The organism is Streptomyces angustmyceticus (assembly GCF_019933235.1).
Classification (GTDB): Bacteria; Actinomycetota; Actinomycetes; order Streptomycetales; family Streptomycetaceae; genus Streptomyces; species Streptomyces angustmyceticus.
Genome location: NZ_CP082945.1, coordinates 558,648 through 576,840, shown reverse-complemented (window position 1 = coordinate 576,840; position 18,193 = coordinate 558,648). Strand labels below are relative to the sequence as shown.

28 protein-coding genes are annotated in these 18,193 nt (G+C 67.8%); 27 read left to right on the top strand and 1 reads right to left on the bottom strand.

Annotated features, from left to right (window positions below; translation table 11 throughout):
* The first annotated feature begins 21 nt into the window (after window positions 1–21).
* The 4 genes from K7396_RS02715 to K7396_RS02700 are packed head-to-tail and all read left to right on the top strand — an operon-like array spanning window position 22 to window position 1,457.
* Entirely contained in the window at window positions 22–336 is a 315-nt protein-coding gene (locus K7396_RS02715; protein WP_143589125.1) for a DUF7739 domain-containing protein, read from the top strand.
* Window positions 336–896 carry a DUF6919 domain-containing protein gene (locus K7396_RS02710; RefSeq protein ID WP_143589124.1) on the top strand — a complete coding sequence of 187 codons (561 nt, stop codon included), beginning with the start codon at window positions 336–338 and terminating at the stop codon, window positions 894–896. The genes K7396_RS02715 and K7396_RS02710 overlap by 1 nt, the downstream gene beginning before the upstream one ends.
* Before the next feature lie 19 nt (window positions 897–915).
* Window positions 916–1,095 (top strand): hypothetical protein, encoded by a 180-nt coding sequence (locus K7396_RS02705; protein ID WP_086718691.1) that lies wholly within the window; start codon window positions 916–918, stop codon window positions 1,093–1,095.
* Complete coding sequence (locus tag K7396_RS02700) at window positions 1,092–1,457, top strand: hypothetical protein (RefSeq protein ID WP_174886810.1); 366 nt, start codon at window positions 1,092–1,094, stop codon at window positions 1,455–1,457. The genes K7396_RS02705 and K7396_RS02700 overlap by 4 nt, the downstream gene beginning before the upstream one ends.
* A gap of 68 nt (window positions 1,458–1,525) precedes the next feature.
* On the opposite strand, the gene K7396_RS02695 is transcribed toward K7396_RS02700, so the two are convergent.
* The gene (locus K7396_RS02695; protein ID WP_086718690.1) at window positions 1,526–1,708 is read right to left on the bottom strand and encodes a hypothetical protein; all 183 of its coding nucleotides are present in this window, start codon (window positions 1,706–1,708) and stop codon (window positions 1,526–1,528) included.
* A gap of 158 nt (window positions 1,709–1,866) precedes the next feature.
* Between K7396_RS02695 and K7396_RS02690 the strand changes: the two genes are divergently transcribed.
* The 23 genes from K7396_RS02690 (at window position 1,867) to K7396_RS02580 (ending at window position 18,145) form a co-directional block, all read left to right on the top strand.
* On the top strand, window positions 1,867–2,556 hold the full coding sequence (locus K7396_RS02690; RefSeq protein ID WP_086718689.1) for a hypothetical protein: 690 nt from the start codon (window positions 1,867–1,869) through the stop codon (window positions 2,554–2,556).
* A gap of 127 nt (window positions 2,557–2,683) precedes the next feature.
* Window positions 2,684–2,935, top strand: coding sequence for a DNA-binding protein (locus tag K7396_RS02685; protein WP_143589123.1), 252 nt, complete (start codon window positions 2,684–2,686; stop codon window positions 2,933–2,935).
* Between the two features lie 182 nt (window positions 2,936–3,117).
* Window positions 3,118–4,647 (top strand): SGNH/GDSL hydrolase family protein, encoded by a 1,530-nt coding sequence (locus K7396_RS02680; protein ID WP_086718687.1) that lies wholly within the window; start codon window positions 3,118–3,120, stop codon window positions 4,645–4,647.
* A gap of 8 nt (window positions 4,648–4,655) precedes the next feature.
* Entirely contained in the window at window positions 4,656–4,955 is a 300-nt protein-coding gene (locus K7396_RS02675; protein ID WP_086718686.1) for a hypothetical protein, read from the top strand.
* A 17-nt stretch (window positions 4,956–4,972) separates the two neighbouring features.
* Window positions 4,973–5,683 (top strand): glycosyltransferase family A protein, encoded by a 711-nt coding sequence (locus K7396_RS02670; RefSeq protein ID WP_086718685.1) that lies wholly within the window; start codon window positions 4,973–4,975, stop codon window positions 5,681–5,683.
* The gene (locus K7396_RS02665; RefSeq protein ID WP_086718684.1) at window positions 5,680–6,078 is read left to right on the top strand and encodes a DUF3307 domain-containing protein; all 399 of its coding nucleotides are present in this window, start codon (window positions 5,680–5,682) and stop codon (window positions 6,076–6,078) included. Before K7396_RS02670 ends, K7396_RS02665 begins: the two co-directional genes overlap by 4 nt.
* A gap of 9 nt (window positions 6,079–6,087) precedes the next feature.
* Entirely contained in the window at window positions 6,088–6,684 is a 597-nt protein-coding gene (locus K7396_RS02660; RefSeq protein ID WP_086718683.1) for a class I SAM-dependent methyltransferase, read from the top strand.
* Window positions 6,685–6,778: 94 nt separating this feature from the next.
* The gene (locus K7396_RS02655; RefSeq protein ID WP_086718682.1) at window positions 6,779–7,228 is read left to right on the top strand and encodes a hypothetical protein; all 450 of its coding nucleotides are present in this window, start codon (window positions 6,779–6,781) and stop codon (window positions 7,226–7,228) included.
* A gap of 9 nt (window positions 7,229–7,237) precedes the next feature.
* A complete protein-coding gene (locus K7396_RS02650; protein WP_086718681.1) occupies window positions 7,238–8,119 on the top strand; it encodes an NAD-dependent epimerase/dehydratase family protein in 882 nt (293 codons plus the stop codon).
* A 24-nt stretch (window positions 8,120–8,143) separates the two neighbouring features.
* Entirely contained in the window at window positions 8,144–8,377 is a 234-nt protein-coding gene (locus tag K7396_RS02645; RefSeq protein WP_086718680.1) for a hypothetical protein, read from the top strand.
* Complete coding sequence (locus K7396_RS02640; RefSeq protein ID WP_086718679.1) at window positions 8,377–8,682, top strand: hypothetical protein; 306 nt, start codon at window positions 8,377–8,379, stop codon at window positions 8,680–8,682. Before K7396_RS02645 ends, K7396_RS02640 begins: the two co-directional genes overlap by 1 nt.
* 12 nt (window positions 8,683–8,694) lie before the next feature.
* A complete protein-coding gene (locus tag K7396_RS02635; protein ID WP_086718678.1) occupies window positions 8,695–8,886 on the top strand; it encodes a hypothetical protein in 192 nt (63 codons plus the stop codon).
* 9 nt (window positions 8,887–8,895) lie between these two features.
* Window positions 8,896–9,093, top strand: coding sequence for a hypothetical protein (locus tag K7396_RS02630; protein ID WP_086718677.1), 198 nt, complete (start codon window positions 8,896–8,898; stop codon window positions 9,091–9,093).
* 5 nt (window positions 9,094–9,098) lie between these two features.
* Window positions 9,099–9,362 carry a hypothetical protein gene (locus tag K7396_RS02625; RefSeq protein ID WP_223659584.1) on the top strand — a complete coding sequence of 88 codons (264 nt, stop codon included), beginning with the start codon at window positions 9,099–9,101 and terminating at the stop codon, window positions 9,360–9,362.
* A 524-nt stretch (window positions 9,363–9,886) separates the two neighbouring features.
* Window positions 9,887–10,471, top strand: coding sequence for a bifunctional DNA primase/polymerase (locus tag K7396_RS02620; RefSeq protein WP_208629121.1), 585 nt, complete (start codon window positions 9,887–9,889; stop codon window positions 10,469–10,471).
* 84 nt (window positions 10,472–10,555) lie between these two features.
* Window positions 10,556–10,996 (top strand): phage terminase small subunit, encoded by a 441-nt coding sequence (locus K7396_RS02615; RefSeq protein ID WP_107421192.1) that lies wholly within the window; start codon window positions 10,556–10,558, stop codon window positions 10,994–10,996.
* Complete coding sequence (locus K7396_RS02610) at window positions 10,977–12,731, top strand: terminase (protein ID WP_086718673.1); 1,755 nt, start codon at window positions 10,977–10,979, stop codon at window positions 12,729–12,731. Before K7396_RS02615 ends, K7396_RS02610 begins: the two co-directional genes overlap by 20 nt.
* Complete coding sequence (locus K7396_RS02605; protein ID WP_086718672.1) at window positions 12,728–14,194, top strand: phage portal protein; 1,467 nt, start codon at window positions 12,728–12,730, stop codon at window positions 14,192–14,194. The genes K7396_RS02610 and K7396_RS02605 overlap by 4 nt, the downstream gene beginning before the upstream one ends.
* A complete protein-coding gene (locus K7396_RS02600) occupies window positions 14,175–14,987 on the top strand; it encodes a VG15 protein (protein ID WP_086718671.1) in 813 nt (270 codons plus the stop codon). Before K7396_RS02605 ends, K7396_RS02600 begins: the two co-directional genes overlap by 20 nt.
* A gap of 64 nt (window positions 14,988–15,051) precedes the next feature.
* Window positions 15,052–15,705 carry a hypothetical protein gene (locus tag K7396_RS02595; RefSeq protein WP_086718670.1) on the top strand — a complete coding sequence of 218 codons (654 nt, stop codon included), beginning with the start codon at window positions 15,052–15,054 and terminating at the stop codon, window positions 15,703–15,705.
* Between the two features lie 19 nt (window positions 15,706–15,724).
* On the top strand, window positions 15,725–16,681 hold the full coding sequence (locus K7396_RS02590) for a phage major capsid protein (protein ID WP_086718669.1): 957 nt from the start codon (window positions 15,725–15,727) through the stop codon (window positions 16,679–16,681).
* Window positions 16,682–16,833: 152 nt separating this feature from the next.
* Window positions 16,834–17,712, top strand: coding sequence for a glycosyltransferase family 4 protein (locus K7396_RS02585; protein ID WP_308686884.1), 879 nt, complete (start codon window positions 16,834–16,836; stop codon window positions 17,710–17,712).
* 13 nt (window positions 17,713–17,725) lie between these two features.
* Complete coding sequence (locus K7396_RS02580) at window positions 17,726–18,145, top strand: hypothetical protein (RefSeq protein WP_086718667.1); 420 nt, start codon at window positions 17,726–17,728, stop codon at window positions 18,143–18,145.
* The last annotated feature ends 48 nt before the right edge of the window (window positions 18,146–18,193 follow it).

Below are 18,193 nucleotides of genomic sequence, written 5' to 3'. Positions count from 1 at the left end.
CCCAGACCGAAGGGAGCCCTCATGGGCTGGACCATCTCGCACGGAACCGAAGCCAACGGCCTGATCAGCCCCTCGTACAGGAGCATCTCCGTACTCGACCAACACCTCGCATACGTCCTGCCAGCCCGCGACTGGCGGTCGATGGCGCCAGCGTTCGGAAAGCGCTCTGGCGATCCGTTCACCGTTCCCGCCGCGAAAGCCGCCCATATTGCCGGACTCCTGCGGGTCGCCGCAGGGCACCGCCTGATGCCTCATGACCGAGCGCAACTCGCCCGTGAACTCGCCGACGCCGCAGACCGCGCCGCCAAGGCTCGACAGCCCTGGGAATGGCGCTGATGGCCAACCCCTGGAAATACGCCACCACCATCGCCGACCTCGGCCAACTCATGGCCGACTGGCTCCAGGGCCGTATCCGCACCTGGCCCGGATACGGCGACACCCGACCCGACGACGAAACCCGGCACCTCATTCCCACCCTGGCAGCCGCCTGCCGCGCCGGCTACGTCACCACCAACTCCCAGCCCGGTCTGACCCCCACCCGTGGATACGACGGCCGCATGTGGCGCCAGCGGGCCTGGGTGGAGGGCTGGATCACTGACACGGCCCTCCTCGAACACATCAAGGCTGCCGCCAAGCGGCAGGGCATCACCGTCATCACACACCAGCCCGGCTCCCGGTCACGCGAATACGTCCCGATCACCGAGGCGGACGGCGAATGCCGCACCGGCGTAGGCCACCACATCGGCCACCGCCGACTCATCGCCACCGAATGGCCTGGCATCGGCAGACACGCCCTCCACGAACTGCGTACCGCCACCTTCCTCGCCCTCATCGACACCGAATGGGGCCGGGACAACCAGCTCTGGCCCGCCCTCACCCACGCCACCACCCGCTGAACCACGAAAGGAACCCCGCGTGAACCTCAAGGACGACGCCGCCGACACCGCAGCCCAGGCCCTCAGCAAGGTCTTCGACCAGCTGGACAACGGCAGGCCCGACCCTGCCGACGTGAGCGCCGCCAACCTGGCGATGGGCGTCGCCGACGTGTTCGGCGTTACCGCGCAGGACTACGCCGACCGGCTCGCGCCCAGTTGACCGACACCGCCCGCTGCGCCGCCAACCACCCCGACGACAAGACCCCGTGCGACGACGGGCCGCGCGATGCCGTGACCGTCCTCGACGCCGAGGGCGCCGGCGCCACCGGATGCGAGCACCACAGCGCCCGGCTGCTCGCCTCCCTCGACGGCGGCCGGGTATATCCCAGCCCCAACGCCCCTGAGTCCGCCGCCATTCGCGTGCACAAGGCCGCGGGCTTCATCGACCCGTTCCCCTGGCACGACAACGCGCCCCGCCGCCGCGTCGACCAGCTCTCCGCCGCCGCCAACAGCCGGTGCACCTGCGGCCGCACCGTCCACAGCCTCGACTGCCCCAGCCTCAAGCACGCCCCGACGGCATAGCTCCGCCGGCCGCCGCTGCGCCTCGACTCGACTACCGGGTCGGGGCGCTCGCATGCGCGAGATGGGAGTCAGGCCGACTGCTCGACCTCCGCCGGCCGTTCAGCGGGCACAGCGCGGGCCAGCCACCGGCCCCGGCCCAGGATCACCGACGGGGCGCCCAACGGCTGCAGGCCCAGCAGCCGGCAGAGGCGGGACAAATCCGCGGTCGCGTCGGCCTCCGTATCCGCCAGCACTGTGAAAACAGTCGCCATGCGCTCATTGTGACTGCCAGCAGCCCCAGTTGCGGGCATTTCGCGACATGCCGACAGGTCGACAACCCGATCGCGCATCCAGGATTGTCGGGACCCCAATGCACACTGTGTGTAACGCCTAGCCCCTCAGACCCACGCGCTGCCACGAGGAGCCCACCGTGAACGACACCGCCGCCGACTATTCCTGGCCCACGTGCATGGCCTGCGGACACGAACTCTGGGTGAGCGAAGCCGGCCGACAAGCCTGTCGACCCTGCGAAGACAAGACAGTCAAGCGCCTCGCTGAACTGCCCAGCCTCTTCCGGCAGCTCAACACCACGGCGAGCCTCATGCGCGGCGCCCGCAAGGTCGGTGCCGCCACCTCCGGATCGCGGGTGCCGCCCATCCCGCCCCGCCTCGAAGTGCTGTCCCTCGTTGCCGCAGGGGGAGTGGCCACACGGCTCCGCGACATCGAAGACTCCTGGCGCGCTGCCCTCGGCTGGACCGTCGCCCCCTGGCGTGGATCGCCCGCGGAAGCCGTACCCGAGCACACCCGGTTCCTGATCAACAACCTGCCGTGGGCCGCCGACGCCTACGACTCCATAGACCAAGACATCGACGACATCCGCCGCCTCCACGTCGAATGCGACGCCGCCCTCACCGGCGAACGACGCCCCGGCCGCGTCAACGTCGGACTCTGCCCCGTGGCCGACGAGTCCGGCAAAGCCTGCGGCAATCAGCTCACCGCCAGCGCCGGATCACCCCGCATCCAATGCGGCACCTGCGGCACCGAATGGTCCGACATGGCTGCATGGCGCGACCTTCGCCGAGCACAGGAAGCCGCCAACGAGACAGGAGCAGCAGCGTGAGCGACCTCGCGCGGAGACAGAGAAGTACTTGACCGTAGAACCAAAATGAGCTTATCGTCTGATTCGATCGATCTAGCTGCGTCGAAGGGGTCACCCACCACTGGGTGACCCCTTTCGCATGCCGGGGGTGAACATGCCTGAACTCCACCTCGTCACCGAAGACCTCGCCGCCTACTGGACCGGGCGCCCCGCCTCCACAATCCGGCGCTGGGGAATCGAAGGCCGCATCACCCGACACGAAGACCACAGCCAGCGACGCAACGGCATCCGCTACGACGTGTGGGAACTCCCCGCAGCCAAACGTGACGAGAACGGCCACGTTGTCGAACACGGACCCGCACCGCCCATCACGTCCATCCCCGCGGCCAACGCCGCCTAAGACCCTCGCGGGGCCCGGTCGAGCGGCTGTGGCGGCCCGCTCCCGCCCGCGAGGACCAACGCCTGCCAAGTGGGGGCAGGCAGGGGACCTTGAAGCGCCCCAGCGCTCGGCCCCCGGTCCGCCCGACTGCCTCGTCACAGCCGGGCGGACCCACAACATCCAGCGACAAGAACGGGGGCGGCATGGCCAACTACGCCTTCTACGGCACCTCGACCGCAGCCAGCGACGCCCTCGCCGCCCGCGTCACCACCGTCGAAAACACCGCCCTCGTCAAAGCCGACAACCTCGCCAGCCTCACCAACCCCACCAACGCCCGCACCAACCTCGGACTCGGCAACGCCGCAACCCGCAGCATCGGCACCACCAACGGCACCCTCGCCGCCGGCGACGACACCCGATTCAGCAACTCCCGCACCCCCACCGCACACGCCGCAAGCCACGCCACCGGCAGTAGCGACCCCATCACCCCCGCGGCCATTGGCGCCCTCTCCACCACCACCTGGCGCCGCCGGGACATGCCCGACCAGGCCCTGGCCGACTCCCTCTACGCCGGCACCACACCCACCATCACCGCCACCCAGACCACCACCCCGACCACCGGCTACCTCAAGTACGCCCCGGCCGGCGTCACGCTCACCGGCAGTGACTCGACCGGCCCGTTCCAGTACGCCGGCGCCGGAGCGTTCACCATCGGCGCCTCCTCGCCCGACACTAACTACGTGCTCCCGACCAGCAAGTACCCGAACACATACAGCAGCGGCCAGTCCATCTGGAGCATCGAGTTCGGCACCGACACTCAGCTGCTGCAGGTGCGGTTCAAGTACATGTCGACGACGGCCAGTGGCTTCCGGCTCAGCATCGACGGACGCAAGGTCACCGACCTCATCCAGCTGATGTCCGCGGTGTCAGGGATCGGGACCACCGGCAACGGGCACCTGCTGACCATCGACCTCGGTTCGGCGGCCACCCGCCGGGTACGCATCGACTTTGCGAACGTCCCCTTTGGCGGCGTCTACCTCCCGCCCGGCGCCGGCATTTGGCAGGTGCCTCTTCGGGGTGGCCGGCTCATGGTCCTTGGCGACAGCATCTCCGACGGCTCCGCGGGCAACGTCGGTGGCGGGGCCGGCACGTGGTTCGCCCGCGCGGCCCGGCTGCTGGGCAGCACGGACGCCTGGGAGCAGGGCCGCGGCGGTACCGGCTACATCAGCCCTGGGACCAGCCCTGTCTACGCGGTGTTCCAAGACCGCATCGCGCTGGACATCGTCCCCTACGCCCCGGATAGGCTGATCATCTGGGGCGGTTTCAACGACAACACGGGCAGCCAGTCCGCGATCGCCGCTGCGGCGGCCAGCCTCTACAGCGCGCTGAAGAGCGCTCTGCCCGCGTGCCAGATGTACGTCATCGGCTGCTGGTCACCCACCGGTTCCCCGGCCGGCAGCATCACGAACACTGATGCCACCCTGCGGACCCAGGCCGCCGCCGCCGGGTTGCCGTTCATCAGCCCGATCACGGGCTCCTGCTACGACGCCTCGGGCGCCCTCGTGACCACCCAGGGGCCGTGGATCACGGGCACCGGCAAGGTGCTCGCGACGACGGGTACAGGCATCGCGGACACCTGGATCAGCTCCGACGGCGTGCATCCCACCGACACCGGACACATCGGGCTCGCCCGCCGAATCGCCGCGGCCATCACCGCCCTCATGCCCGCATAGGAGGCGACATGGCCACGCACACCGTCGCAAAGGGCGACCTCGGAGCCCACGCAATCACCCTCGTCGCCAACACCGTCGAGACGACGACGTTCTCCGAAGACCTCGACGAGGTCACCATCGTGTCGATGGATGGCGGGGCCGCCCTCTACTTCACCGTCGACGGCCGCATCCCGACCGTCGGCGGCGCCAGCACCCGCGTCATGCCCGCGGCGATCGGGGCGGTCACCGTACAGCCACCCACCGCCGGCAGCACCGTCGTCAAGGTCATCTCGGCCGGGACGCCCACCATCAGCATCCAACGCGCCTAACCCACGGAGCCCGCGCCATGGCCGACGACCTGCTCGTCATCATCCCCACCCGCGGCCGGCCCCAGGCCGTGCCCGCCATCGTCGACGCCTGGAACCAGACCGGCGCCACCGCCGACCTGCTGTTCGCCGTCGACACCGACGACCCCGAACTCGCCGAATACAAGCAGCACGCCGCCGAGCTGAAGGGCGACGGGCGGATCCGGTTCACGTTCGGCAAGCGGCGCCGCCTCTGCGGCACCCTCAACCAGCAGGCAGTGAAGGCGGCCAAGCAGTACCGCTACCTCGCGTTCATGGGCGACGACCACCGGCCCCGCCCCGCTGCCATGCCGTGGGATGCCCGCATCCGCGAATGCCTGAGCGGCGGACCCGGCATCGTCTACGGCAACGACCTCCTCATGGGGGAGCGGATGCCGACCGCGGTAGCGATGACCGCGGACATCGTCAGCGCGCTGGGGTTCATGGCGCCCGACTGCCTGGTGCACCTCTGCCTCGACCTTGTCTGGCTCGACTGGGGGACGGGCATGAAGCGCATCACCTACCTCGACGACATGGTCATCGAGCACCTTCACCCCGCCAACGGCAAGGCCGAGGTCGACGCCGGCTACGAGGAATGCAACAGCAGCGAGCAGGTCTCCGCCGACAGCGCCGCCTACTACAACTACCGGGACAACGGCGGACTCGAAGCCGACCTGGCCAAACTGTGGAAGCTCGTCGAGGGGGCAGCGTGACTGGGGCGACGGCCTTTGGGCTTCTGCTCGCACATCTTGTCGGCGACTACCTGATCCAGTCCCACTGGATGGCTAGCGAGAAGACAAAGCACTGGTGGCCTGCCTGGGCACACGCTCTGACCTATGGGTTGCCCTACCTGCTCGTTACGCGTTCGCCGATCGCGCTGGCTGCCATCGTCATCACGCACGCGCTCATCGATCACTACCGGCTGGCGCGGCACGTCGTTTGGGCCAAAAATCTCGTTGCCCCGAAGGCGTACCGAAAGCCCTGGGCGGAGTGCTCGGCAACGGGCTACCCGGGCGAGGCGCCTGCATGGCTGACCGTCTGGCTGATGATCATCGCCGACAATGCGATCCACCTCGCGATCAACGCTGCCGCCGTGATGTGGCTCTAGGAGGCAGACGTGACCGCCGAAACTGTCATCCAGGCCTGGGACCAGGCCGACCCTGAAGCGATCCACCCGCTCCGCCGCGTGTCCGAGGACGCGTACTGGGAGTCCGGGCAGGCCCAGGCGGAGATGCTCGCCACCGTCATCCCCGACGGGGCGAAGGTGCTCGACTTCGGCTGCGGCGACGGCCGCGTCGCCATCCCCATGGCCGAGCACGGATACGAGATCACCGCCGTCGACGCCTCCCAGAAGATGCTCGACCGGCTCACCGAACGCGCCCCCGACCTCACCACCGTGCACGCCGCAGCCGACGGCATCGCCAGACACCTCGGCCGCCGACGCATGGACGCCGTCTACAGCCTCGCCGTCCTGATCCACCACAGCTACATCGACTGCCTCGACATCATCACCGCACTCCGAGCAGCCACCAAGCTCGGCGGGATCCTCGTCCTCGACTGGCCCGTCAGCGACCAGCCCGCAGAGGCCGACAGCTGGATCGGCGTCACCACCTGGACCCGCCAGCAGCAGACCGACGCCTGCGCCCGGATCGGCCTGGAGCCCATCGACAGCGAACTGCCGTGGGGCGTCTACCGGGCCGTAAAGGCCATCTGACCCCGCACCACCCAGAACGCCTGCGGTTGATCCCCGCAGGAAGGAAGCCCCGGAGGCCCCGAGCTCCGGGGCTTCCGCCATCTCGGGAGGCAACATGAACACCCAATTCACCGACCGGTACGAAGCCCTCGGCATGCAACCGCCCAGCCTCCTGACCGTCTGCCGAGGACAGTGCGAAGGCGTCGGAGTCGTACCCGTTTTCATGGACAGCCCGACGGTCAACACGGAACTCAAGAAGCAAGGGCGCACGATCTGCAAGCCCAAGGACGAGATGGATCCTGCACTGATCGCCCTCTGGAATCAGGCAGAAGCCGAGTCGCACGCCGCCGACGGATGGCACTTCGTCACCTGCCCCCAGTGCCACGGCACAGGCAAGCGCCCGGGGTGGTTCCCCAAGCTGCGCAATCTCCCGAACCTGATTCGCTGCCGGTGGCGATTCTTCCGAGGATGCGTCCTGAACATGGACTGCCGAGCTGAGCCCGAAGCCCGCTGGTCACGACTGAAGCACCTGAAGATCGCTCTGCCCGTGCTGTTCAAGCGCTGAGGAGGCGCCATGCGTGTTCTCCTCACCGGAGCATCCGGGTTCGTCGGCCGTCACCTGCACCAAGCGCTCCGCGCCCGAGGCGACGATGTCACGGCCATCGATCTGGAGCCCACGCCGGGCGTATACGAATGCGACGCCCTCGACTTCTTCCGCGAGGACGACACCCACTACGACCTCGCCATCCACGCGGCGGCAATCGTCGGCGGCCGGGCCAGCATCGACGGCAGCCCCCTCGGCGTCGCCACCAACCTCGCACTCGACGCCTGGTACATGCGGTGGCTGGTCCGCACCGGTACTCCGCGCGCCGTGTTCTTCAGCTCATCTGCGGCATATCCGGTCGCACTCCAAGAGCCCGGCGAGATCCACCGGCTCGCCGAGACCGACATCGACTACGCCAACCCTGGCCAGCCCGACGCCACCTACGGACTCGCCAAGCTCACCGGCGAGCAGCTCTGCCAGTACGCGGCAGCCGAAGGCATCCAGATGACCGTGCTCCGGCCGTTCTCCGGCTACGGCGAAGACCAGGCCGACTGCTACCCGTTCCCCGCCTTCATCCAGCGGGCGAAGCGGCGGCAGGACCCCTTCGAGATCTGGGGCAGCGGCGACAGCACCCGCGACTGGATCCACATCGACGACCTCGTCGGCGCCACCATCGCGGCCGTTGAATGGGGCATCACTGGGCCGATCAACCTCGGCTGGGGCCGGGCCACCAGCTTCAACGAACTCGCCCACCTCGTCGCCAAACAAGCCGGCTACACGCCGCAGCTCAAGTACCTGGCAACCGCACCCCAAGGCGTCCACCACCGCGTCTGCGACCCCACACGGATGCTCGACTTCTACCAGCCCCGCGTCACCCTCGAAGAGGGCATACAGCGGGCGCTCAACACCTGACACCCCACCCGGAAGGCCCGCGCCATGGCTGACCACAGGATCGGACAGACCGTCGACGCCCTTGGCGTCACCGCAGACCTCGACGACGAAGACATGGTCACCGACTGCATCGTCCTCCTCAAGGTTCTGCAGGCCGACGGCACCATCGCCATGTCCATCGGCACCACCGACAGCACCGACTGGATCAACCAGAAGGGCCTCCTCCACAGCGCCCTCGAACTCACCGAAGGCCACTACCGGGCAGTCGGAGACGACTGATGAGCGGCGGCTGGCAAGGCAGCTCGCGATGGCGGCGGCTGCCCGCGAACTGGCGCAGTGAACTCCGGCCCGCCGCGCACGCACGCAACCCCGAACACATCTGCCACCTATGCGGACGGCCCGGCGGCGACTACCTCGACCACAAGAACCCCGGCGACGACCACAGCCTCGACAACCTCGACTGGGCCCACGACCGCGTACCCCCGCACTGCCACCGCTACAAGAGCAGTGCCGAAGGCCACGCCGCCAAGCGAAAAATGCCCGGACGGAAGCGGCCACCCGAGCAACACCCAGGACTCCTCTAGACGGGGGGACCAATGGCGACCAGCCCACAACGCCCGGACTACCAGTGCATAGCGCAGCTCGAACGCGAACTCGGCATGGGCAAGCGCCAGAGTGAGCGCGGCATCCGCCCGAATCCCGTCTGCCTCGTCAAGAACTGCGCCGCCGATACCACGGAACTGCGCACATGGAGCGGGCAGCTCATCCGGCGCGTATACCAGCACTGAGGTGACCCGATGCCCGCCTACCTCGTCGTCCACCCCAAGGGGAAAGGCGAAGACGTTCTCGTCGAGGACCCCGAGCTCACCCTCTCCTTCGACCACGGTTGGGCAGTCCTCTCCGACCAGCACGGCCCCTGCATGGCCATCCCCGCAGACAGCGGCGCCACCATCACCCGCATCGACCCAGACGAAGACCAGCCCACCCAGGAGTGATCCACGTGGCCAGCAAGGGACGAGGCAGCAAGGGCGGTGGTCGAGGCGGCAACGCCCAGACCCTCCGCAACTACTGGAGTACTGGAGCCGGCGCGGCCAAGATCAGATGGGGAACGCCGGGCGACTGGAAGCGCTGCGTCCGAGCCGTGTCCAAGTTCATGGGACCGAGGGCCAAGGGCTACTGCCAGCTGAGGCACATGCAGGCCACAGACACCACCACCTCGCAGCACGCCAAGGCGCTGAGGGGTGGAGGCAGGCGCAGGCGGTAGGGCAGGGCGTGCCCCACCTGCCGCCCCACCCGGGTGGGCGGGGCATGGGGTGCGGTGCCGGCTGGGCAGGCAGGCCAACGCGGTCATGGTCATCTTGTGCGTGAGTTGCGATCGTCGAGCTTGATCGATTACTGCTGATCAAGGTTCTTGAGAGTTCGGCAGATGAAGATCGTCGAGTGGTGATCGAAAAGGCTAAGCGATCTTGGAGATCAAGATTCATAGGGCTTGAAATTTCATGATCCAAATCAACTTTTCCTTGATCAAATAACCATGATCACCTGGGGGAATATCCCATGATCATGATCTTTTGGCCATCGGGGCCGTATAGCACCTGACCCCGTGTACGGGTTCCCAAGGCCCCTGACCTGCGGCAATGTCAGCCACCGCGCGGCCAGCTCCTCGGGAGCCGCTCGTACCGAACGGGTAACTATGCAGGTCAACAGCCTGTAGCCGTAACGCACACCGGGTAGGCTTGCCTCATGTCCACGACTCTGCGTCTCACCTGCGAGCGATGCTCCGGCCCCATGCCGGCCGCCGCCAGGGCCGATGCGCAGTACTGCTCGTCACCGTGCAGGCAGGCTGCCTACCGGGCACGTTGTAAGGCGGAGCGCGCCCGGGTGCGGGTGGACCAGCAGGCCAGAGTCCCGGCCGAGTTGACGTCGCGTCCTCGCTGGGTGCGGCATAAGGACAAGGTGCCGCTGCGCACCGATGGGCGCTTCGCCTCGGTGAAGGACCCATCATCCTGGTCGGACTTCCCCGCGGTTGCGGCGTCCCGCACCGGCGACGGCATCGGCTTCGTCCTGACGGCCGGCGACGGCATCGTCGTCCTCGACCTGGACCACGCGGTCGAGGACGGTCGCGTGCTGCCGTGGGCGCAGGCGATCGTGGACCAGCTGCCGCCGACGTACATGGAGCGCGGCCGGTCCGGAACCGGCCTGCACCTGTGGTTCCGGGGCGCCGTGCCGCACGGCCGGCGGATCCGGCGGGGGGAGTTGGCGGTTGAGGTGTACTCGGACCGCCGGTACATGATCGTGGGCGACCGGGTGCCGGGTACGCCTCTCAGTCTTGCCGAGCTGCCTGACGCAGCCGGTTTGGTCGCCTCGCTCTGACGCCCCGGCGGCGTCCCTGGCGGGGCGTTGTCGTTTCCAGCCCTTCGCGCGCCCTGGTGGCGTGCTCTGACCCTGGAGGTCGTCATGGGCGCGCACGGACCTATCCCGAAGCGTTCCGAGGAACGCCGTCGCCGTAACAAGGATGACGGCCCTGAACTGATCCAGGCTCCATCGGGGCAACCGGAAGGACTTCCGGACCTGCCTGAGCCGAGTGCGCAGTGGGATCCGATCGCCACGGACTGGTACATGTCCTTGCGCGAGTCCGGGCAGGCCGCCTTCTACGAGCCGTCGGACTGGGCTGTGGCCCGGTACGCCGCAGAGCTGATGTCGCGAGTGCTGGACTGCTCAGAGCGCGGCCCGAACGGCCAGCTCGTTGCCGCCCTCAACTCGGTGATGTCGTCTCTGCTGACGACCGAGGGCGATCGCCGGCGGGCGCGCATGGAGTTGGAGCGGAAGAAGCCCGACGGTCCCAAGCTGGCATCGGTGAGCCCGCTGGATTCGTACCGTGACATCGCAGGAGGCTGACGAGCAGGCCCCCGACGTCGTCGAGCCCTTCACCTTGGGCCCTACGTGGAAGCGTGGCCCGGACGGCAAGTTCGTCCTGCCGGAGTACACGCTCGGCTGGCAATGTCTCGCCTGGACGAAGACGTATCTGCAGCACTACGTCGGCAAGCCGTGGCAGTACACGCCCGAGCAGGCCCGGTTGACGCTGTGGTGGTACGCCATGGATCCGGCGACGAACCGCTTCTTGTGGCGCGACGGCGTGATTCAACGACTGAAGGGCCACGGCAAGGATCCCTTGAAGGCAACGTGGGCGGCGTTCGAGTTCGTGGGGCCGTGTCGTTTCGATCGGGTCGCGGACGAGGGCAACGAGTGGGGTGTCACGCCGGGCCAGCCGCTGGGGATTCAGCATCCGGCGGCGTGGGTGCAGATCGCTGCGGTGTCGCAGGATCAGACCCGGAACACGATGACGCTCTTCCCGCTGATCTTCTCGAAGCGTGCGATCGAGGAGTACCGCATCGACCTCGGCAAGGAGATCATCTACGCCGATAAGGGGCGGGCCCGCACTGAGGCTGTGACGTCGTCGCCGCGCGCCCTTGAGGGTGGCCGGCCGACATTCACGTCGATGGGCGAGACGCACCACTGGCTGGAGTCGAACTCGGGCCACGAGATGGCGGCCGTGATCGAGCGCAACGCCACGAAGTCGGCGGACGGGCAGTCCCGGACGTTGGCGGACACGAATGCGTTCGAGCCGGGTGAAGACTCGGTGGCTGAACGGACTCGGGACGCCTACGAGGCGGCGGAGGCCGGTCGAGCTGCCGATACGGGCTTGTTCTACGACACGCTGGAGGCGCCGCCTGAGGCGAAGCTGACGGAGGCGTGGATCGAACCGACACTTCGTGCGGTCCGCGGGGACTCCACGTGGCTGGACATCGGCCGGCTGAAGGCGTCGATCTTGGACGTCCGTAACCCGCCGTCCCGGTCGCGCCGCTTCTGGTACAACCAGATCGCCGCAGCTGAGGACGCATGGATGGCCCGCTACGAGTGGGATGCCTGCAAGCGCGAGGATCTGACGCTCACCGACGGCGACGAGGTTGTCCTCTTTTTCGACGGCTCCAAGAGCGACGACGCGACGGGCCTGGCGGCCTGCCGGATGTCGGACGGTCTGGTGTCCGCCCTCGGCGTGTGGCAGAAGCCGGCGAACTGGCCGGCGCCGAACACTCCGGGCTTCGTGCCCTACCGGGTGCCGCGTGACGAGGTCCATGGCGTCGTCGAGGGCGCGTTCGCCCGGTTCAAGGTGCTGGCGTTTTTCGCTGACCCAGGCTCTGGCCAGGACGATGACGACGGCGAGATGTATTGGGACACGTACATCGACACGTGGGGTCAGACGTGGGGGCCGAAGCTGGCGCTCCGTTCCGTCCTGTCCGGCCCGAAGGCGCACGCGGTCCGCTGGGACATGCGCGATCCCCGCAACCAAGAGACGTTCACGGACGCAGTGAAGCGCACTCATGCGGATGTCCTGGAGCGGACACTCGTCCACGACGGGCACAAGGTGCTGCGCACCCATGTGATCAACGCCCGACGGCGCACCAACCGTTGGGGCATCACGATCGGCAAGGAGCACCGTGAGTCTGCCAGGAAGATCGACCTTGCGGTGTGCGCGATCGGGGCCCGAATGCTCCGTCGCATGATCCTCAACTCGCCGAAGAGGCCGAAGAAGAAGACGCCGGGCAAGGGGAGGGTGGTGGTGTTGCGATGACCCTGTCCATCCCCGAGCTGCCTCTGCTGAATTTGTCGGATGGCGAGTTGGCATTGATCCAGGTGCTGCGGCAGGACATGCTGTCGGACCGGTGGCGGCTCCAGCTCCGCGACGCCTATTTCAACGGCGAGCAGCTGGTGCGCGATCTGGGCATCTCGATCCCGCCGCAGCTGAAGGGCCTGCATACGGTCATCGGTTGGCCGCGGATCGGTGTGGAGTCGCTGGAGGAGCGCCTTGATCTGGAGGCGCTGCGTTGGGCTGACGGTTCGGACTCGTCTGACCTGCAGGAGATCGTCGACGCGAACGACCTGCTGGACGAGTCGAGCCTGGCGCATCTGGATGCCCTGACCTACGGTCGCGAGTATCTGGCTGTCGGCTCGGGGGACTGCGGCGAGGATTGCCCGCCGCTGATCAGCATCGAGTCCCCTCTGGACATGACGCTGATGTGGGATGCCCGCCTGCGGATGGGTACCGCGGCTCTGCGTGAGTGCGCGGCCGGCGACCTGTATGACGCTGGCGGCGATGACCGGATGCTGGTGCTGTACCTGCCGGATCAGACGATTCACGCGGTGCCGACCGCGTCGGGCGGCTGGGAGGTTGTGGACCGGGACATTCACCAGCTTGGTGTTGTGCCGGTGGTCAGGATGGCGAATCGCCAGCGGACGGCAGACCGCGTCGGCAAGAGCGAGATCACCCCGGACGTCATGAGCATCACCGATGCGGCATGCCGGCGGTTGATGGGCATTGAGGTCGCGTCTGAGTTCTTCGGGGCGCCGGCTCGCTACATCCTGGGTGCGAGTGAGTCTGCGTTCCAGGACGCTGAGGGCAACACCAAGAGCGCGTGGGAGACGTACATCGGCCGCGTTCTCGCGTTGGAGCGGGATGAGGACGGCAATGTGCCGACCGTCGGGCAGTTCCCTGCCCATGACCCTTCCGGCCAGACGAAGATCATTGACCTGTATGCGCGGATCATGGCCTCGCAGTTCGGCCTGCCGCCGCACATGCTCGGCTACACGACGGACAACCCCGCCAGCGCAGACGCGATCCGGTCCACGGAAGCGAAGCTCGTCAAGCGCGCCGAGCGACGGAGCCGCCGATTCGGTGCCGCCTGGCAGCAGGCCATGCGCCTCGCCCTGTGGGTGCGGGACGGCGAGCCGCCGGACAAGGGGCGGCGCATCGAGTGCGTGTGGCGGAACCCTGCCACGCCGACGATCGCCGCTCAGACGGATGCCGTGGTCAAGCTCGTGCAGGCGAACATCCTGCCACCCGACTCGGACGTGGCCCTGGAAATGGCTGGGCTAACCGAGGGCCAGCGGCAGCGCGTGGCTGCGGACCGGCGTCGAAGCGCGGGCCGGCAGACCAGCTCCGCCGTACTGGATCATCTTGCCGCGCTCGGTGCCGAGGGGGCGGCGGCGCCGGGAGGACTGACGCTGGGGGCCGACGGTGGCGACACTCTCGGATGACACCCCGGCGGCGGCCCGGCAGCGGGCTGTCCAACGCGGCCTGACACGTCTTCTGCTCAGGGACATGCGGAAAATTCGGCGACTGATCATTGCTTCTCGACTGAAGGACAGTGTGCCGGCTTGGGTCGATGCGGTGCGGGTGCTGGTCGATCAGTACGGCCAGACCGCCGCCTCTGCCGCTGCGGACTTCTACGATGCTCAGCGTGAGGCGGCCGGGGCGCCTGGCAGCTTCACGGTGCCGCTCGCTGACTCGCCTCCGGACGATCAGGTCGACCAGTCGATGCGGTGGGCGACGAAGGACTTGTGGCCGCGGGATGCAGATGTGGCCACGGAAGTGCAGAGCCGGCCGCTCGAAGAACGGATGGCGGCAGCCCAGGTGAAGGCCGAGCAGGCTGCTCAACGGCTCGTGACCGATCAGGGTCGGCAGACGCTGCGTCAGGCGGTGCAGCAGGACCGTGGCGCGGTGGGGTATGCGCGGGCGGCAGCCCTTGGTGGCTGCTTCTTCTGCAAGCTCATGGCTTCCCGCGGAATGATCTACAAGACGGCCGAGTCTGCTGGTCGCGACGCGAACGACCGGTTCTCTGGCGACGCGTCGGTGGTGAAGTTCCACAACGACTGCCACTGCGCGATCATCCCTGTCTTCCGGGGCCAGCGGTTCGAACTGTCGCCGCACGCGGCGGAGTGGGACCGCATCTACCGGGAGTACGCCGCCGGGCATCCAGGCGATCAGCTTCGCCTGTTCCGGCGCGCGCTAGCCGAGCACGATCAGCAACCGCTGCCCGGCACACGCTGATTCAACGAGGTTGCCCTGGTGGCGGCCTTTCTCATTTCCACAGCCCCTGGAGGGCCGATTCGTCATGCCCGAAGAGACCGAGAGCACTGAGCAGCAGGCCGAGGCTGGCACCGAGGAGACCGTCGAGGAGACGGCGACCGAGGAGAGCGGAAGCGCCGAGACTACGGATGACGCCCAGGAGGCGGAGGCCGAGGTCGAGGAGAAGCCGTTCGACCGGAAGCAGGCCGAGGCGAAGATCCGGAAGGCGAACAGCGAGGCCGCGAATCTCCGGAAGCGCCTGAAGGAACTGGAGCCCCTTGCCCGGAAGGCCAAGGAGTTCGAGGACGCGCAAAAGTCGGAGAGTGAACGTCTCAACGACCGGCTCGCTGTCGCCAACGAGCAGATCACCAAGACCCGCACCCGCCTCGTCGAGGCGCGCGTGCAGGCCCTGGCCGGCTCGGAAGTAGGGGATCGGAAGGCGTTCACGGACCCCGAGGACGCAGTCGGTCAGCTGGAGCTCTCTTCGTACATCGACGAGTCGGGTGACATCGACGAGGCCGCGATCGAGGCGGACCTTCAGGCGCTGTTGGAGCGCAAGCCGCACTGGGCGCGAGTCCAGCCCCCGGAGGGCCCGCGGCGTCCGGCACCGGACCGTACTCAGGCGTCCGGCGCCAACAAGACCAGGACCCCCAACCCCCGCGATGAGTTCGCCGGGTGGCTGAATACGCGGCTGCAGTAGCCGCTGAGAGAAGGTTGTCATGGCGGTTACCGCCCCTCTGACGCTGTCCAATGTGGATGGCGCGCTTCTGCCCCGCACGATCACTGCGCCGATCTTCGAGAAGAGCGTTGAGCAGTCGGCGGTGATGGCGCTGGCGCGGCCGGCGCCGCTGGCCCTGGACGCCACCACCAGCGTCCCGATCCCGATGGATGTGCCGACCGCGGACTGGGTCGGGCAGGCGGCGAAGAAGCCTCTGTCGACCGGTGGCGTCGACGTCAAGCAGATGCAGGCCAAGAAGTTGGCCGTGCTCATCCCGGTCGCCATGGAGGTCGCGAAGACCAACGCCGGTGGCCTGTACGACCAGCTGCAGAAGGATCTGCCGACTGCATTCGCGCGGGCTTTCGACCACGCGACGATCCACGGCAAGACCATGAAGGGCGCGGCGGGCCCGTTCACCGAGTACCTTGCCGCGACCAGCAACAGCGTGGCGCTGGGCACCAAGTCGCAGGGGCAGGGTGGCATATGGGCCGACCTGGTCACCGGCATGGAGGAGGTCATCGACTCCGACTGGGATTACACCGGCACCGTCGCGGACCACCGCCTGAAGCCGAAGTTGCTGCTCGCGACGGACACCACGGGCCGGCCGATCCTGGTGGACACGCAGACGCCGGGCACGAACATGGCGGCGGCAGGCACGCTGATCGGCGAGCCGCTGGCGTACTCGCGGTCGGTGTCGGGTAAGCAGCGCCGCCAGGCGACGTCTGTGGACTCCGGCCTGCGCGCACTGGGCGGCGACTGGTCGCAGGCCGCCTACGGCGTGGGCATGGACATCACCGTGCGGATCAGCGACCAGGCCACCTACGTGGACGAGGAGGGCGGCGTGCACAGCGCCTTCCAGGAGAACCTGGTGCTGATCCTGGCGGAGGCCTATTACGGCTTCGTGATGGGTGACGCGGACGCGTTCGTGAAGTTCACCGGCACCCCGAGCGGTAGCTGATGGGGCGGGCTGTCCCGGCTTCCGCGCCGGGCGGGACGGCCACCCCGCTGAAGATCGTGGCCCGTGTCCATGCGATGCCGCCGGAGCACAATGCTGGGGCCGAGCACATGCTCGTCTCGATGCTGAGGCCTCTAGTGGATCGCGGTCACGACGTGTCCGTCTGGCTGTCCCGGTACGGGCGGGCCCACGAGGTCTACGAGTACCGGGGCATACAGGTGGTGCCGATGGAGGCCCGCCTGGACTTCGCGACGGCTGTGCGCCGGGCGGATGTCTTGGTATCGCATCTGGAGTGTGTGCCGTCGACGTCGGCTCTCGCTCGCGGTTACGGCAAGCCGGTCGTCGTGGTGTGCCACAACACGCATGCGCCAACCTTTCGTCATATGGCGGCTGGTGGGACTGCGCTTGCGGTGTACAACAGCCGGTGGATGGAGGCGGAGGCCGAGCTGTTCTTCGCTGAGTACCCGAAGTCGGTTCGCCCCGAGCAGTCGCTGATCGTGCGTCCGCCGGTGTTCGCCGACGAGTACGCGACGAAGCCGGGCAAGGCCATCACGCTGATCAACTGCAATGAGGCCAAGGGCGGCCACGTCCTGGAGTCTCTGGCCAAGCGCATGCCGGATCAGGAGTTCCTGGCGGTGCGGGGCGCCTATGGTGAGCAGATCCTTCCAGACCTGCCCAACCTGACGGTCCTCGACCACGTCCGCGGCGAGGACATGCGGGAGCAGGTCTACAGCCGCACCCGCGTGCTGCTGATGCCCAGCTCCTACGAGTCATGGGGAAGGGCGGGAGCTGAGGCGCTTGCCTCTGGCATCCCGGTCGTCGCGCACCCTACGCCGGGCCTCGCAGAGTCCCTTGGTGAGGCCGGTATTTTCGTCGATCGCAACGACACCGCAGGCTACGAGGCGGTGATCCGTAAGTTGCGGACGCCCGCCGAGTACCGGCTCGCGAGCAAGCGGGCCAAGGCGCGCTCAGCGGAACTCGACCCGACTGCGGAGCTTGCGGCTTGGTGCGATGCCGTGGAGGCACTGGCCTGAGAGGAGTACCGCCATGGCGTTCGTGACTCCTACCGCCGAACAACTCGGCCTGTACCTGGGACTCGACGAGATCCAGGGCGACCGCGCGGATCTACTGATCCTCCAAGCCGTTGCGCTCGCTGAGTCCGTGGTGAAGCCCTTGCCGGATCAGGCGACGGCGATCGTGCTGTCAGCTGCGGGCAGAGCCTACGTCAACCCGCAGCAGGTGTCTTACGAGACGATCGGCCCCATGTCGGTACAGCGGCCCAGCGGTAGCGGTGGCCTGTACCTAACGAAGGCCGACAAGGCGGCGTTGAAGAGCCTCGCCGGCCGCGGTGGCGCATTCACCGTGGACCCGACGCCGGCGGACGCCAACCCTTGGGCGTCGTGGCCGCTCGATGCTGATCCACTGCTTGTGGACGGCGAGTACGAGCCGGGTTGGGAGTATCCCTGATGCCGGCCCCGTACCCGTTTGGGGAGACGGTGGTGCGGATGCGTCGCG